16 protein-coding genes are annotated in these 14,276 nt (G+C 57.5%); 7 read left to right on the forward strand and 9 right to left on the reverse strand.

The window, feature by feature from the left end:
• Positions 1-148: 148 nt before the first annotated feature.
• The 4 genes from BLT92_RS06845 to BLT92_RS06860 all read right to left on the reverse strand — a co-directional run bounded on the left by BLT92_RS06845 (position 149) and on the right by BLT92_RS06860 (position 3,078).
• Positions 149-1,021: a M56 family metallopeptidase gene (locus tag BLT92_RS06845; RefSeq protein WP_092104305.1), complete on the reverse strand. Its 873-nt coding sequence runs from the start codon at positions 1,019-1,021 to the stop codon at positions 149-151.
• On the reverse strand, positions 1,018-1,380 hold the full coding sequence (locus BLT92_RS06850) for a BlaI/MecI/CopY family transcriptional regulator (protein WP_092104306.1): 363 nt from the start codon (positions 1,378-1,380) through the stop codon (positions 1,018-1,020). Before BLT92_RS06850 ends, BLT92_RS06845 begins: the two co-directional genes overlap by 4 nt.
• 52 nt (positions 1,381-1,432) lie before the next feature.
• The gene (locus BLT92_RS06855; protein ID WP_157691365.1) at positions 1,433-2,347 is read right to left on the reverse strand and encodes a M15 family metallopeptidase domain-containing protein; all 915 of its coding nucleotides are present in this window, start codon (positions 2,345-2,347) and stop codon (positions 1,433-1,435) included.
• 74 nt (positions 2,348-2,421) lie between these two features.
• A complete protein-coding gene (locus BLT92_RS06860; RefSeq protein ID WP_092104310.1) occupies positions 2,422-3,078 on the reverse strand; it encodes a GNAT family N-acetyltransferase in 657 nt (218 codons plus the stop codon).
• 93 nt (positions 3,079-3,171) lie between these two features.
• Between BLT92_RS06860 and murJ the strand changes: the two genes are divergently transcribed.
• Positions 3,172-4,818, forward strand: coding sequence for a murein biosynthesis integral membrane protein MurJ (gene murJ / locus BLT92_RS06865; RefSeq protein ID WP_092104312.1), 1,647 nt, complete (start codon positions 3,172-3,174; stop codon positions 4,816-4,818).
• Positions 4,819-5,057: 239 nt separating this feature from the next.
• Here the strand turns inward: murJ and BLT92_RS06870 are convergent, their stop codons facing one another.
• Together BLT92_RS06870 and BLT92_RS06875 are read right to left on the reverse strand one after the other, a co-directional pair.
• A complete protein-coding gene (locus tag BLT92_RS06870) occupies positions 5,058-5,828 on the reverse strand; it encodes a cytochrome c biogenesis CcdA family protein (protein WP_092104314.1) in 771 nt (256 codons plus the stop codon).
• Complete coding sequence (locus BLT92_RS06875; protein ID WP_231939069.1) at positions 5,828-6,385, reverse strand: TlpA family protein disulfide reductase; 558 nt, start codon at positions 6,383-6,385, stop codon at positions 5,828-5,830. The genes BLT92_RS06870 and BLT92_RS06875 overlap by 1 nt, the downstream gene beginning before the upstream one ends.
• 118 nt (positions 6,386-6,503) lie before the next feature.
• Between BLT92_RS06875 and BLT92_RS06880 the strand changes: the two genes are divergently transcribed.
• From BLT92_RS06880 to BLT92_RS06900, 5 genes are all read left to right on the forward strand, one after another.
• Positions 6,504-7,004, forward strand: a complete 501-nt coding sequence (locus BLT92_RS06880; RefSeq protein ID WP_092108902.1) for a vitamin K epoxide reductase family protein — start codon at positions 6,504-6,506, stop codon at positions 7,002-7,004.
• Positions 7,005-7,657: 653 nt separating this feature from the next.
• Complete coding sequence (locus BLT92_RS06885) at positions 7,658-8,131, forward strand: hypothetical protein (RefSeq protein ID WP_092104318.1); 474 nt, start codon at positions 7,658-7,660, stop codon at positions 8,129-8,131.
• A gap of 105 nt (positions 8,132-8,236) precedes the next feature.
• The gene (sbnA, locus tag BLT92_RS06890) at positions 8,237-9,199 is read left to right on the forward strand and encodes a 2,3-diaminopropionate biosynthesis protein SbnA (RefSeq protein ID WP_231939145.1); all 963 of its coding nucleotides are present in this window, start codon (positions 8,237-8,239) and stop codon (positions 9,197-9,199) included.
• On the forward strand, positions 9,196-10,434 hold the full coding sequence (locus tag BLT92_RS06895) for an MFS transporter (RefSeq protein WP_092104322.1): 1,239 nt from the start codon (positions 9,196-9,198) through the stop codon (positions 10,432-10,434). Before sbnA ends, BLT92_RS06895 begins: the two co-directional genes overlap by 4 nt.
• A 20-nt stretch (positions 10,435-10,454) precedes the next feature.
• A complete protein-coding gene (locus BLT92_RS06900) occupies positions 10,455-11,672 on the forward strand; it encodes a DUF1015 family protein (protein ID WP_092104324.1) in 1,218 nt (405 codons plus the stop codon).
• Between the two features lie 491 nt (positions 11,673-12,163).
• On the opposite strand, the gene BLT92_RS06905 is transcribed toward BLT92_RS06900, so the two are convergent.
• Positions 12,164-12,742, reverse strand: a complete 579-nt coding sequence (locus tag BLT92_RS06905) for a CueP family metal-binding protein (protein ID WP_172802564.1) — start codon at positions 12,740-12,742, stop codon at positions 12,164-12,166.
• A 254-nt stretch (positions 12,743-12,996) separates the two neighbouring features.
• Entirely contained in the window at positions 12,997-13,128 is a 132-nt protein-coding gene (locus tag BLT92_RS21115) for a hypothetical protein (protein ID WP_331712236.1), read from the reverse strand.
• 81 nt (positions 13,129-13,209) lie between these two features.
• Between BLT92_RS21115 and BLT92_RS06915 the strand changes: the two genes are divergently transcribed.
• The gene (locus BLT92_RS06915; protein ID WP_331712247.1) at positions 13,210-13,629 is read left to right on the forward strand and encodes a cation diffusion facilitator family transporter; all 420 of its coding nucleotides are present in this window, start codon (positions 13,210-13,212) and stop codon (positions 13,627-13,629) included.
• 159 nt (positions 13,630-13,788) lie between these two features.
• On the opposite strand, the gene BLT92_RS06920 is transcribed toward BLT92_RS06915, so the two are convergent.
• Positions 13,789-14,103 (reverse strand): hypothetical protein, encoded by a 315-nt coding sequence (locus tag BLT92_RS06920; RefSeq protein ID WP_157691368.1) that lies wholly within the window; start codon positions 14,101-14,103, stop codon positions 13,789-13,791.
• Between the last annotated feature and the right edge of the window lie 173 nt (positions 14,104-14,276).

Consider the following 14,276-nt stretch of genomic DNA (forward strand, 5'->3'; position numbering starts at 1 on the left):
CAGTGTGCGAGAAAGCAAATCTGTTGCCCTGCCCACGACCAGGAGACGGTGAACAAAACCACCGCCACAATGTTGAGTCCAACTTCTGTTCGGAAAAGGGACCCTCAGTGAATATTCGTCCTCTCACCGATCTGAAGAGGCATTGGTGCTAAAGGGTTCCTAATGCCATCAGGTGGTGGAGCTGCAATGGTGAACTTGCCAGTCCGCTCGCAATGAGACCCGATCCGCCCAAGACCGCTGTCCCTTGCAACCGTCCGTGTGATGCGTCCGGGTCCAGGAGCGCTTGAACTCTCCGGCTGACTTCATGGTCCGCGACGCCAAGTTCATTGGCAGAGCTCGAGGTCGTGCGGGAGAGTGCTACTTTGCCAATGGTTTCAGCGACGAGACAACGGTTACCAACAACTGTTGCAGCTTCTTCGTCGGCCCATCGTTCTACGGCCAGTCGCATCGCAGGTTCAAGCCGGGACAGAATAGGAAGGACAGTCACCAAAGCGTGGGCAAGTCCCATATACACGTGGTGCTTGCGATCCAGATGTGCCTGCTCATGTTGATAAACAACGGCCAGCTCCTCCCGCGTCAGGAGGTCTCTGAGTGCGGTGGAGATGAGAATCCTCCCACCTCGCATGGGAATGGCAAGCGCGAACGGCTCGCCGTCGGCAACTATTCCACCGCGAGGTAGTTGTGTGCGCTCCTTCATCACTTTCACTAACGACACCACCAAGCGAATGCTGGCGAGAAGAACAAGGCACAGAGTCAGCAGTCCCATCACGAAACTGATTCCCCCATGCGCAGAGATCAGGCTGAGCATGAGGTTGGAGTGGACGACATGGTGGGGAACGAATTGGGTGAAGAAGGTGGCAATTGCCGTCAACGCCACAGCGACCAGCGACACCAAAGTGGCCAGCGCCAACACCGCCAACGTCCGGGCAGTCCATGCCGGGTGCGTCCGCAGGCTGAACCAGGAGCCGACGTATGTCAGTACTGCCAAGCCCAGTAGAGGGAAGAGGGTCAAATCTGTCATGACGTCTCTGGGCTGTCGCGTAGTATTCGTCGCAACATTTCGGATTCATCGGAGTCAAGGCCACGAGCGAACTGACTCAGCACAAGCGTTGGATCGTTCGCCGACCTGAGCGGGGAAAACATCTTCTCCGCGGCGAGCTCTGACTCGTCAACGGTCAGTTCATACATATAGCGTCTGCCTTGCAGCGTTCGCTTGACCATGTCTTTATCGATGAGACGGGCGAGGACAGTGTGGACGGTAGTGCGTGCCGGAGGCCCTACGAGACCTTCAAGCAAAGCTGGAATGGTCACCGGGCGGTCTTGTCCAGCGAGCACCGCAAGGGTCTCAGCCTCCAACTGGCCAAGCTTTCTACGCGTCATCGAAGAGCGCCCCTTTCAGACGAACCGTCTACCAGTGTAGAGCAAAGGGCTATTAGTTCTCGTAGCCGATGTGGATGTGATCTTGATGAACGGTATTGGAAAAGGTTGCGCCGTCGCGGGTCGCGAATGCCCAGGGTCCACCGACCTCGTCACTGCCATCTGCCAAAGCAGCTTCCATGAGTCCTCGTGCCGGATTGTCATCAGCCGGTTGCTCAGCGTAGTACGACACGGGTTTTCCATCGATCTTCCAGATGTCGACTGCTTTCCCGCGGGTGTGGTTGCTCTGTCGGTCAGTACCAAAAACATCTCGAGGGTGCCCAGTGCGAAGGACGGCGACACTGAGCTGATGGTCGCGCGCAAAGTCTCGAACAACTTCCAGGACTCTTGCGTCGGTGTCTCCGTCAAGGAGGTCTTGGATCGAGGTATCGGTAAGAGTGATGTTGTCGTCGGCCAGCACCTGAGCCACGAGCTCACTAGACGGCTCTGATGAATCTGTCGGCTGAGTCGGGCCGGATCCCTTTAAGTCTCCTCCCGTCGACTTGACTGCTGTGACTCTCCAATTGCCGTCGAAGCGCGTCAACCTGAGGTCAAGGACACGGGTGGTGCGCACAATCTGATGTTTCTCGAACCGTTGAGTGTCAACCAGGGCGATGATTGAGGCTTTCGTTTGTGTGAGACCTCCGAGCTGCGGATACACGACCTCTGTCGAGATCGAGTCGTTTCCAAGCAGCGGTGCGAGGTCATCAACTGCTTTGTCGCTTGCGAGCTCGGAAGGGATGCGTTCGCGAGCGGGGACCGCTGCATCATTGACATCGACTGTGAGCGCGGATTCCAGAAAATCGACTGCCGTTCGTTTCATTTCGGCTGCCGGTTCGTATTCTTCTACTGTAAAGGGCGTTGGATCAGGTAGTGCAGAGATTGTTGACGACTCTGAGGACTCTGGTTTTGGCTGGTCGGCAGTATTCATGTTTGTGCACCCGAGGACTGACACGCTCAGGCATGCCCCGCCAATCAGTAGCGCTGCATTCCGGATCGGGGTGATCACGTCTCGAGCGTCATTTCCATGGTGTTCCAGTGTTGGCCGTCGGCATCGGTTTGCTGGTCGGCATTGGTCCATCCGTTGGTAGTATAGAATTTCCGCGCCCCAGTGTTGGACGGGTCCACAAACAGCTGAACGCGCGGTGTGTTGTGAGCAGAACAGACACCCAGAAAACTGTCCATGAGATCTCTACCGCAGCCCACACCGCGGGCATCGGTTGCTACCGCGATGTGGGATAGGATTCCGAGTCGACTTTCAGTGGGAGAAGCAGAGTCGATTCTGGAACATCGCCGCAGACCTCGCAGATATCTATTCATTCGAGTGCGGGCGAAACGAATCGCCAGGTTTGGACGCAGAGCCAGGCTGACAATTCCCCTCCGAAGAAGACGACCGCGGTCTGCGCGCATCACGTGGCGACGATAGGCTTCGCGATCCACCGAGCCGACGAGGAACCCAACCTGCCTTCCATCAAGTTCGGCGACAAGCGCACATCCCGAGGGGCTGGTCGCATATGTGCGTAGATATGCCGAGAGGAAGCCGTCACCGAGCTCAGCGAAGAATCCGCCCGGCAAATACGCGCGCATCGATGCACATACGAAGGAGAGATCGGACATTTCCATCGCCCGTACCCGTAATCCAAGAGTTGGAGGAGTGCTCATGAGAGCAAGTCTACGGCTGTAGACACAAATCGTCTACTCTTGTAGACGACCGGGTTGCTGCCCGGAATCGTGACGATGAGTTGAAGAGGACGGATGGCTGACGTAAAGGACTCACCACTGGCAAAATCGTCGGTTGTAATGGCCATTGGCACAGTGGTGTCACGGATTCTCGGGTTCGCCAGAGTCATCCTGCTGGCGATGGCAGTTGGCGTCACGATCGGGGGAGCTGCAGACGCCTTCGACGTCGCCAACAAAGTCCCCAATACGCTGTATATGCTTTTGGCTGGTGGAGTGCTCAACGCGGTCTTCGTCCCCCAGCTCGTAGCCGCCAGCAAACATCACGACGAAGGTCGGGACTTCGTCAACCGGCTCCTGACTTTTGCCCTGCTCATGCTGATCGCTTTCACAGTGACCGCAACATTGTGTGCGCCCGTGCTCATTCGAATCTACTCAGCTCCCACCTGGCCTGCCGAGCAGACCGCACTTGCGATCGCCTTCGCCGTCTGGTGCTTGCCGCAACTCTTCTTTTACGGCCTCTACACGGTACTCGGGCAGGTGCTCAACGCCAGATCGTCATTCGGGCCCTATATGTGGGCACCGGTTGCGAACAACTTAGTAGCCATGATCGGTCTGATCATCTTCATCGCCCTCTTCGGTCCCGGCGAGACCGGTCAACATCCCATCAGCAGCTGGAATGCAGCAAAGATCGCACTCTTAGCGGGCAGTGCGACGGCGGGAGTAGCCTGCCAGGCACTTATTCTGATCCCGTCGCTGAGACGCATCGGGTTTCGCTACACACCTACCTTTGGTTTCCGCGGTAGAGGGCTGGGCAACGCCGCCCGGGTTGCAGGCTGGGCTTTCGCTTCACTACTCGTAGGACACCTCGGATTCATCGTGATCTCCCAGGTGGCATCCACTGCAACGAGTGCCGGCGAGGAAGCAATCGCCTCCAACGCTGCCTACTCTCTGTCCTATCTGGTCTTCATGCTTCCCCATTCGATCGTCGCCGTCTCATTGGCGACTGCCTTGCTGCCCGCACTCAGCCGATCTGTAGCCGACGACGACACCGACGGTATCCGCAGGAATTTGACCAAAAGCGTCCGAGTGGTCGGATTAGTCAATGTGTTCGCCTCGGTGACTCTCATCGTGCTCTCCGACCAGGTCGCGATGGTGTTGGGAGGCGGTAGCAGTCAGCAGGCAGACGCCATCGGATTGGTCATCAAAGCCATGGCGATCGGTCTAGTGCCATTCAGCGCCAGCTACCTATTCCAACGAGTGTTCTATGCCTACGAGAATGCCCGCACCCCGTTTTTTATCAGGGTTTTCCAAGTCCTGCTCACTACCGGCGGAGTTACCGCGTCGGCGTTCCTCCCACAGGAGCTGGTAGTTGCTGGGATCGGGGCCTCGATGAGCCTCGGTTATCTCCTGGCTGTGGTTTTGACTGCTCTCCACTTGCGTCGTCGAATTCGCCATCTGGGGGGCCGGTCTCTGCTGATCGCCCATCTGAAGTTCGCGGTCGCTGCAGTGGTAACAACTGGAGCCGGGTGGACCGTGCTTGCGCTGGTGGGACCCGGGTTGGATGCCAGTCGAGGGAGTGCCTTCCTCACAATGCTTGCGGTCGTCCCTTCCATGCTCCTCGCCTACATACTGACTTGTTGCGCCTTAAGGGTTTCGGAGCTGAGCAGTCTGCTCGGCATGATTTCTGGCCGGAGGGGTCGCCACGCGAGTCGACGTGACTAGCTCTGTAGCCGCCATTATCTTGTTGCTAGTCAACACAATCCGAACGCACCCGGAGCTTGACACAGCGATGGAATTACCCCCGGTCGGTAGGCGGTAATCCATCGGTATCGCAATTCTGAACGTTCGGCCCTGCGCACGGGATAGACACTGACAGACAAGTGAGCAAGCTGCTTTTGATAACTGACAGTGTGGCTCGACACGCGGCTAAGAGACTGTTGTCAGTGGACTCATCGAGCCTCTCAGACCACGGTGGAAAATCCACCAATGAGCCCCTGCAGTCCATTCACCCATTGAGTCCACACTCCGGTGATCAGCAGTACTCCTATTCCAATAAGAACAGTGCCTCCAGCTCGGGTGATAGCGACATGATGATCTTTGACCCACCTCATGCGGCCACCGCCTCTAATCAGCAGTAACGAGACAAGCAGGAAGGGAATGCCAAGACCCAGGCAATAACTGAGGGTCAGTATTGTCCCTCGAAGCATGGCATCGGTACCGGTCGGTCCAAAACTGGTCGTCAACGCAAGCACTGCAGCCAATGTCGGTCCCATGCACGGGGCCCAACTGAACGCGAAAGCACCACCAAGGAGCGGCGCGCCCCACAGCCCGGCTTGAGGGCGACTTTTAATACGCCACTCACGCTGGGCGAACTTCAAGCCGCCCATGAAAATGATCCCAGCAATGATCACGATTGCGCCCATGATGCGATTAATGACGTCTGCCCAGGCGCTGAGAAGTATTCCCGTCAGAGAGAATACGAGTCCGATCGCAACGAAGACTAGCGAAAAGCCAAGCATGAATAGGAATACGCCACCGAGCACGCGATATGTCTTTTGTTCTTCGAGCGACTTTCCTGCAAGGCCAGTGACGTAGCCGATGTAGCCGGGAACGAGCGGCAGCACACACGGCGAAAGGAAGGAAACCACTCCGGCAACCACAGCAATCGGAATTGCCAGCAGCATCGGGCCGGAGGTCGCTATCTGCGAGAACTGCTCGCCGATTGTCGCCATCACGTTTGCGATTTGTCGTCGAGTACATCAGCGATCAGACCGTCGAGAGTTGAGCGGTCGACGATCCCGACGACACGAGCGGCGGGACGACCATTGGCATCGAGAACCACCGTCGACGGCACGGCCTGGGGCGGCAAGAGGCCGCTCAGTGCTGACACAGCCCGACCTTCCTTGTCGAGCATCGAGGGGTAGGTGATGCCAAATTGCCGAGCAAAAGCGTCCGCGGCGGGAGCCTCATCTCTGACATTGATTCCAAGAAAACGGACTCCTTCGTCGCGGAACGAATCGTAGCTTCTCTGAAGGTCTGGTGCCTCTTCTCGACACGGTGGGCACGCTGCGTACCACAAGTTCAATACGACTGGGCTGCCCTGCCATTCTTGCAAGTCGAAGGCGTTCCCGTTCGTCGTGTTTCCAGCCAGCTTCACGGCTGTTGGGCGTTTCGATTGGGGAATTTGGGTGACGACTCCCGTGCCCGACACGTACCCCTTGTCGTTTGACCCAGAAGCGTCCTCGACGTCCTTGACAGCGGGAGCGCATCCGGTGATCGCTGCCAGCATGATCGCGAGAACAGCGCTCCCATAAGCCAAACGAGAGAGGGAATGGATTCGAGATCGCTGTGCATGCGTGTGTCGCATGTTGACTCCTTTAATGCGGAAAAACCCAACACCATTCTACATGTTGTCGAATAGTAGTTCGCGCTGCTCCCGACTTCGAAGTCGTCATCGAAGATCCGCCAGCTGGATTCAGCGCGCCCTGGTTGTACTCGTGGCTGCTCCACCGTGCGCTTTGGCGATCGCAGTACGCGTCATCGTGATCTCAGCGATCGGCGCGGGGTCGAAGTACGGCGTGGCATCAAGTCCTGGGTGGCATTTGAATACCCCGATAGTGCTGTGTGGAACCGTGATGAACACGCCGCAGGCAGAGGCATTCGGCCGTCCCAACCCAATTATCGGGATTGCCGGGAGTGGGGGAGGTTTCCATCGGTGGTTCTGGATCGGCATCCAGGTTGGTGTCACATTCGCGATGGTGTTCGTGCACTGGTTGATCTATCAGTGTCTTTACGTCAACGGTGCATTGCGACCGTATTGCATGATCGTGTGGGCTGTAACGACTCCAATCGTCTGGCTCATCACAGTCCAGTTCCTCCAACGCCTGCTTCACTCTTTATCACTCTGAGTCAGGCGCACTATCGAGTTCCGCGAGGGCAATCCTTACTGCTTGGTGACTCGGGATTCTCATCCTGATTGTTCACTGTTTCTGGGACTACTCGGCCAGCCTCGTCTGATCAGAGTGAGGCACAGCCGGGCACGTCTCCGTTCCGAGTGCAGTTGGCTTCTGATATCTAGTCGCGGAGAAACGCGTGATCTCTGAAGACGCCCCACGACTGGTGGGGTGGTCGCGAACAACCTTGTATCGACGTCGCCAAACAGCCCGTAACCACGAGACCCTGATCGAATCACTGTGACTTGGACAGTCTGATTACGCGTCCCCGACGCTGGTCGCGCTGAACTCACTATTCACATCACCGGTACCAGCAGTCACGCGAACGGAACCTTGTGCGGGACAGTCTTTGGTGCCATCGCGTGTTCTGCGTGGCCGTAGGTACGGATTCGCGGACGCAACGGACCAAATGTAGTTCACATGGACATTTCACGCAAAGTTAACTATCAGAGACTGGGTACAGCTCGGGCCGAGCATTCTCTCAACCTGGCATGAATATAATCATCGTGGCTTGTTTTATTGATAAGCACGAACTGCTGACTGGGACGACTGAACGCACTATGTGCTGGTCGCCCGAGGGCGGCCCTGATGCTAAGAGAGGAGTGCCCATGAATTCGATGCAGACTTTGCTTGCGACCGTTCGTCGCCGTGAAGCGAATCTGAACGTGACCCTGGGCGTGCAGCGTGTGCTGCAGCTCCTTGTGATGCTCGCAGCAGTGGCATTCGTACTGCATCTGACGGCTATCCAGCACAGCAGTCACCTGTCACACGGGGACCACGCTGGCAGTGCTTTTGACGTCCACGCTGAAAGCTCGGCCGAGACTCCCACAGCTACGAGCTCTGTGTTCGACGAATCGGCTCCTGATTCTCCGCTGGCTACTGCTTTCGACGTCGGCCACGAGTTCGAATGCGACGAGTCCTCCGCGCTGAGGGGCGATACGACCTTAATCGCGCCGGAACCGGCCTTACCGTGTTTGCAAGTCGCCCCTCCGATCGAACTGACTTATCCCCTGCCAGATTTCTCTGACCAGGTCAGACGTGCTCCTGATCTCGTTTGCGAGCTGTGTGTTCAACGGATTTAGAAGGACTGTGCGTATCTAACGCACCGCTCTTCGCCATCTATGAAACACAGTGCACCACGTGAACGAAAGTAGACAGTCATGCCCGAAAACATCCACAGCTCCCTGATGACCTGTGTCGGAAACACTCCCCTGCTCCGATTGGACCGATGCTTCCCCGACCCCTCCCGAGAAGTCTTGGCCAAACTTGAAATGCTCAACCCGGCAGGCAGTATGAAGGACAGGCCTGCACGATTCATCATCGAACAAGGATTGAGCTCCGGACTGCTGCGCCCTGGGATGCGCCTGGTTGAAAGCACTTCAGGCAACCTCGGCATCGCATTGGCCACGATGGCCAAACTGAACGGTCTCAAATTCACCGCAGTAGTGGACCCAAAGACCACCCCGACCAACTTCCAACTGCTCACAACCGTTGGTGCCGACATCGAGCTTGTGACCGAACTCGACGCGAACGGCGGGTACCTTGATAGCCGAGTCCGGCGAGCTCAGGAACTCGCTGCCAGCGACCCCGACACGGTGTGGGTCAACCAATACGCCAATGAACTGAACTGGCGTGCCTACCACGAAACAGCAGGCCAAGAGATCCTGGACGCGATCGAGGAACCAGTGGACTACTTGGTTGCGGCAGTATCGACCACGGGTTCAATTCTGGGATTGGCGCGACGCCTGCGCAGTAAGTTCCCGAACATGCAAGTGGTCGCGGTCGACGCCGTGGGATCGGTCATCTTCGGCGCGCCTCCTGCCTCCCGAGAAATCCCTGGATATGGGGCTAGCCGTGTGCCGGAATTGTTCTCCCCGTCAGAGATTGACGACGTTATCCATGTCGACGATGCCAGTGCCGCCCAGGGGTGCCGGCACTTGGTGGCCACCGAAGGTGTCTTGGGAGGAGGGTCCTCGGGGGCAGTTGTGGCCGCGCTGCAGGAATTGCTGCCCAGGACGCCAGTCGGTAGCCGAATCGTGACCGTTCTGCCCGATCGCGGAGAACGGTACCTGGATATGGTCTATGACGACGACTGGGTGGCCAACCTCCCCGCCCCGCAGCGTGAGTCGGCAACGACCGCTTCGTTGTGACGACACAGCAACTCGTCACCCGGAAGTCTCTGCGATGGGAACTGCGCGGATACGATTCGCGCAATATGGCTTTCCTGTGGGTGGGGCAATTCGTCAACACTGCTGGGTTGATGATGCTGGTCCCGATCATGCCGTTCTACCTGAATCAGATTGGGACCAGCGGTACTGCCGAGACGCAGACATGGGCGGGAGTGGCCATTGCTGCTCCTGCCCTGGCCCTGGCGGTAGCGACCCCGCTATGGGGAAAGCTGGGCGATCGCATCGGCCGCAAATGGATGGTGGTTCGGGCGCTGCTCGGATTGGCGGTGGCCATGGTCATCATGGCCACCGCCGTTGCCCCCTTGGCTCTTGTGGCCGGGCGACTGCTTCAAGGATCTCTCGGCGGGGTGGTAGAAGCCGCTGCAGCATTTGCTGGGTCAACCGGGTCGAATAAAAAGCGCGGATCATCGTTAGGTAAATCCTTCAGCGCTACTGCTGCCGGTGCGCTGGCAGGTCCCATTGCAGGAGGATTGCTAGTCGGTACCGGCGGGCTGAAGCTGCTGATGTTCATCATCGCGGCCTTGGCTACGGCACTGGCTATCATTTGCGCCCTCGGGCTGCGCGAGCCCGAGGGCCAACGAAACACCAGCAACCTCGCTCAAGGTGGCAGGTTTCTCCAGCATGGGCTGTTGCGTCAAGTGCCAGGAGCCATCACTTTGGCGCTGGCCGCGGCAACAGTCTATTTCGGAGTTTACGGTCTGATCCCCGTATATGCGCTACACGTCGATCGTATTGTCGACGGCGGTGATTCGGCGAGCCTCTGGGTGGGGGTCCTTCACTCTGTGATGTGGTCGGGCACCTTGGCAGGATCGTTCTGGTGGGGGCGTCGCAACGACTCCACTAAACGTCCGCTGCACGCCTTTTCGCTCGCGATCGGAGGCTGCGCCGTGAGCATCGCGTTGCTCGCATTGCCTCTGTCGCCTTTCCTGATGCTCCCGATTCGGCTCGTGCAGGGATTCTGCTTCGCAGCCCTGGCACAATCACTGTTCCATCATTTCAGCCAGCACGCGCCGGACTCCCAGAAGAGCTCGTCCATCGGTGCCGCCAATAGTTTTCTACTCATTGGCCAATCCGCCGGGCCGTTACTGGCTGGCCCGCTGGTGAACGCTCTGCCGATCCCAGCCGTCATCTTGATCATGGCCGGAGCCTGTTCGCTCAGCTTCGCCCTGGTTGTCCGGACAGTACGTGCAGAATAACAAGCCTTCGTGAGGACTACATGTTAAACAGCAGCAATCTCCATGAACGACCAGAAAATATACAACAAGCCCAGGGCGATTCGCCCCATCGAGACAGCACCGGAGTCCACGTTGTCCCCTTCCGTGGTTGGCGATTCACCGAGGACCACCGCGTTACGTCCAAACCCAGCAGCTTCACACCATGGGCCCAGCACGGAACACCAAGCCAGCTCGCCGATACTTTCACCGCATGGCAACAAACCGGTGCAGTAGTCCAGGATCGGGACTCGTCATTCTACGTCTACGAACAGACAGGTCCGCAGGGTGTCCAGCGCGGCGTTCTAGCCGCGGTTCATGTGCAAAGCGACCTCTGCCCACATGAGCAGGTGATTCCTGAGAAAGTCAATGCAATCGCCGAGCTCATGGAAGGCGCTGGGATGAACCTTGACCCCGTGCTTCTCGGGTTCTCTGGTGATGGTTCCACGACTGGCTGCATCAGGTATTCCCTGACAAGGGAACCAGCAATGGAAATCCTGTCAGCCGATGGGCAGTTGCACCGACTATGGCCCATCACTGACGGCCACTGGATTGAAGCGATTACCGAGGAACTTCGCACCCGACCGGCCCATATCGCTGATGGCCACCACAGACACGCGGCCGCGCTACAGCTACAACGCTCAAACGAAGGGAGAGCCTGGGACTATTTTCCAGCTCTTCTCGTCGATATTGAAACAAGTCCCATGCAGCTCTCTCCCATTCACCGAGTGTTGCCCTCGGCAGACCCCTGTCAGGCCCTCGATACGGCACGTACTCAGTTCAAAGTGCAGTCGTTATCCGGCGGGGTCGACGACTGGATCGCTAGCCTGAACCAGCAGGCGACCATCGGACCTGCATTTGTCCTCGTGACTTCCCACGGGGCATACATCGCCACCGACCCCCACCTTGATTACTTGAAACAAGTGCAACGGGACTCTCCCGCCTCATTACGCAACATGCATCTCGCCGTTTTGCACGATGCGCTAATCGACGACTTGTGGAAGATCCCCGATCATCCGGAGACCATCAACTACGAGCACACCGCTCAATCAGCTGTGCAACGAGTGCTAGAAAACAGTGGGGTGGCCGTGCTGACGACACCGCCGACTCGAGAGGAGCTCGAATCAGCCGCGCTTGCAGGGGTCTGCCTCCCGCGCAAATCCACCTCATTCGGTCCAAAACCGCATCCCGGCCTCACTTTTCGAACAATTGAAGGTAACTGAGTCCTCGGGTCAGTGATTTAATTTGCTGCCACACAACCAAGGGAGACCGTAGGACCGGATCGGAATCATCTTCGAACCATCAATTCACACACTGCGATGGGGGCACGACTGTGCTCTCATTGCAGTGTCTTTTCGCGTCATCGAGAAATTCTTGATACTGACGCCGCAGCGCAACTAAATTCACAGAGAATCGTCGCTGAAACTCACAATCGCCGCGAGGTTTCGCGCAACCGACTTCTGATCACATGCAGGTTGCGCAAACGACTGCTGAACCATCGGCGTTCACCGGCCGCCAGCACAATCCCCCACTATCACCGCACCAACCGTGTAGCCGACTCCTGAAAAGGACAATGTCTCTCCAACTGGTGAGCTTCGAGCCGAAGGTACCAAGCAACTCAAGTGGTAGAGCGAGGCGCAGGTATGTTGAAGAAGGTGGGCTTTGAGGCCGCCTGAAACTGAGTCAAGCAAGCAGCCTCAATGTGGACTTCGCACTAGGCGAGGTGGAGATCAGTGATGCAAGTAGCGCCATCTTCGGTGGTGGAGAAGGTGGTCTTTCCGACCTTGCCATCGTGGCTGATTTCAATGGTGCCTTCGAGGTCTCTGGGCACCCAGAAGCCAACAAACCCATTATCGTAAGTCGTCGCCTTCTCGTCGACAACAACGTCGCCGGTGGAGTCGTCGATGATCCGAACATCGACACTCTCATTGCCAAGCTCACCAAGACAGGTTGTCAGGCTGTGGTAGAAGCACTCGTGACTTTGATTCTCATATGGGGCAATAGAGAGATAGGTGGAGTCCTCGGGCATATCCAGTGTCACCTCTTGCGCCTTGTCAGTGAGCACCAGCTCGTCCGGATAGACGGACGCCATCAGGTCAGTGGGGCGATCAGTTACCTTGATCCTGTCGAGATAGTCGATGGCTTCGATGGCGTCCATCTCGGCCAGGCCGTAGTCAGCAAGAAGGTCCGATGGTGCTGCTTGTTCTGTCTCGGACGGCGGGTCCGCGTCGGACAATGAGCATCCGGTCAGTGCCAGTACAAGGACTGCCGTGGCGATGGCTAGTCGTTTCACATCATCTCGATTCGTCGTTGAGGGACTGTTGTGTCTCAAAGGCCAGTATTCGCAATGTGGGGCGTCCTGCGTATGACGTCTCAGCTATCGGTCTCGATATGCCAGATGACGGACACTGGTTGACCGGGGAACTTTCCGTCAACCATTTAGCCGACATCGTTGATGAATCTCCGACCTCGGTATCTCAGCACTTGGCCCGATTGCGCATGTCACGGATGGTGACAAGCAGGTATGGAGGCACAAAAGTCTTCTACTCACTCACCGACGAACACGCCCGCCGTCTTGTTGTCGATGCCATCGAGCAGGCCGAACACACCATCGGACGCAATCATCATCACCTGAGCGCCACTCCCCACGAGAAGCCATAGCATGGGCACGTCCGACATCAGAGCACAGCCACGACGACTATCATCACGACCATCCAACAGGACTCAGGGGTGTGATCTACGGGCTCTTCGTTCCCCGGCATCCATGCCCGCGCTGACGGACTGACCTCACTGGCCGTCGTCGTCGGCGTCATTGGCGTCGGCCTCGGTCTGCCCTGGGCCGACCCTGCCATCGGGATCATCACCTCTTTGGCGATCTTCGTCCTTCTGATCACCACCACCAAAGACTTCGGCCACCGACTCCTCGATGGAGTCGACCCCCACCTGACGGAGACCGCTGAGGATGCCATCCGGGGACTGCCCACAGTCTTCGATGTCACCGAGCTACGACTCCGATGGAACGGTCACCGCTTGAATCTCCAAGCCAACATCATCGCTACCGACGCTGAGACAGTTGACGACTTCAAAGTCCTCCAGCGAACTGTCGAAACCTCAATCAGGGATGCCTTGCCTGGAGTCGGCGATGTCATCGTTACCCCAGCGCCGTCTGCCGTTCCCTGAATCTCGGTCGTCGGCGATACCCGTATCGACGCTGACTAACCCAAAACTCTGACTCGACCGGCTGCCGTTGAGGAATCAGCCGTGCCAGATGCAGTTACCGGTGTCGTGGCACACGTGCCTCCTGCACCGACACGGGCAGTCAAGTCTTTGCCATCGTGATCACTGGCCTCTGACATCCTCAATGGCGGTTTTGAGTTGCTGCTCGCTCGGTGCCCCAGCAAGACCGTCGCCGGTCGGATACACGCGACAAGCAAACGCGCCCGCCGGACCCCTGGATGCGAAAAGGTCGACTCCATCGACCAAGACCGTGGGCGAGCCAGCGAACCCGTAGTCTCTGGCCGCAGCATCGGTATCAATCAATATCGGTTCGATAACACCGCTTTTCAGGCCCAAGTCTGTGAGAACGCGTTTGACCCGTGCGATGACCAACTGCCAATTCGGGCAGTCTCGGTTGTAGAGCACCTGACCTTTCATTCCTCAGTTCCCTCCCCTTGCTGGAATCCCTGACACTATCGGTTCGACGCGGCAAAGGTCCTACCCAAATTTCCTCACGCCGGAGCGCAGTCACTATCGACATTATACCCCCTATAGGTATAGCCTGACCTTCAGATACCTAGCAGGGAAACCGAACAGCAGATGAAACCTCA

Origin of the sequence: Brevibacterium picturae, from assembly GCF_900105045.1 — a bacterium.
In the GTDB taxonomy this organism is placed as follows: Bacteria; Actinomycetota; Actinomycetes; order Actinomycetales; family Brevibacteriaceae; genus Brevibacterium; species Brevibacterium picturae.

What these genes read in the sequence shown, in the direction of transcription:
- BLT92_RS06850 (WP_092104306.1), bottom strand. Translation starts at nt 1,380, where the DNA reads ATGACGCGTAGAAAGCTTGGCCAGTTGGAGGCTGAGACCCTTGCGGTG.
- BLT92_RS06885 (WP_092104318.1), top strand. Translation starts at nt 7,658, where the DNA reads ATGAATTCGATGCAGACTTTGCTTGCGACCGTTCGTCGCCGTGAAGCG.
- sbnA (WP_231939145.1), top strand. Translation starts at nt 8,237, where the DNA reads ATGACCTGTGTCGGAAACACTCCCCTGCTCCGATTGGACCGATGCTTC.
- BLT92_RS21115 (WP_331712236.1), bottom strand. Translation starts at nt 13,128, where the DNA reads ATGTCGGACGTGCCCATGCTATGGCTTCTCGTGGGGAGTGGCGCTCAG.
- BLT92_RS06855 (WP_157691365.1), bottom strand. Translation starts at nt 2,347, where the DNA reads ATGAATACTGCCGACCAGCCAAAACCAGAGTCCTCAGAGTCGTCAACA.
- BLT92_RS06900 (WP_092104324.1), top strand. Translation starts at nt 10,455, where the DNA reads ATGTTAAACAGCAGCAATCTCCATGAACGACCAGAAAATATACAACAA.
- BLT92_RS06860 (WP_092104310.1), bottom strand. Translation starts at nt 3,078, where the DNA reads ATGAGCACTCCTCCAACTCTTGGATTACGGGTACGGGCGATGGAAATG.
- BLT92_RS06845 (WP_092104305.1), bottom strand. Translation starts at nt 1,021, where the DNA reads ATGACAGATTTGACCCTCTTCCCTCTACTGGGCTTGGCAGTACTGACA.
- murJ (WP_092104312.1), top strand. Translation starts at nt 3,172, where the DNA reads ATGGCTGACGTAAAGGACTCACCACTGGCAAAATCGTCGGTTGTAATG.
- BLT92_RS06870 (WP_092104314.1), bottom strand. Translation starts at nt 5,828, where the DNA reads ATGGCGACAATCGGCGAGCAGTTCTCGCAGATAGCGACCTCCGGCCCG.
- BLT92_RS06875 (WP_231939069.1), bottom strand. Translation starts at nt 6,385, where the DNA reads ATGCTGGCAGCGATCACCGGATGCGCTCCCGCTGTCAAGGACGTCGAG.
- BLT92_RS06920 (WP_157691368.1), bottom strand. Translation starts at nt 14,103, where the DNA reads ATGAAAGGTCAGGTGCTCTACAACCGAGACTGCCCGAATTGGCAGTTG.
- BLT92_RS06880 (WP_092108902.1), top strand. Translation starts at nt 6,504, where the DNA reads ATGTTGTCGAATAGTAGTTCGCGCTGCTCCCGACTTCGAAGTCGTCAT.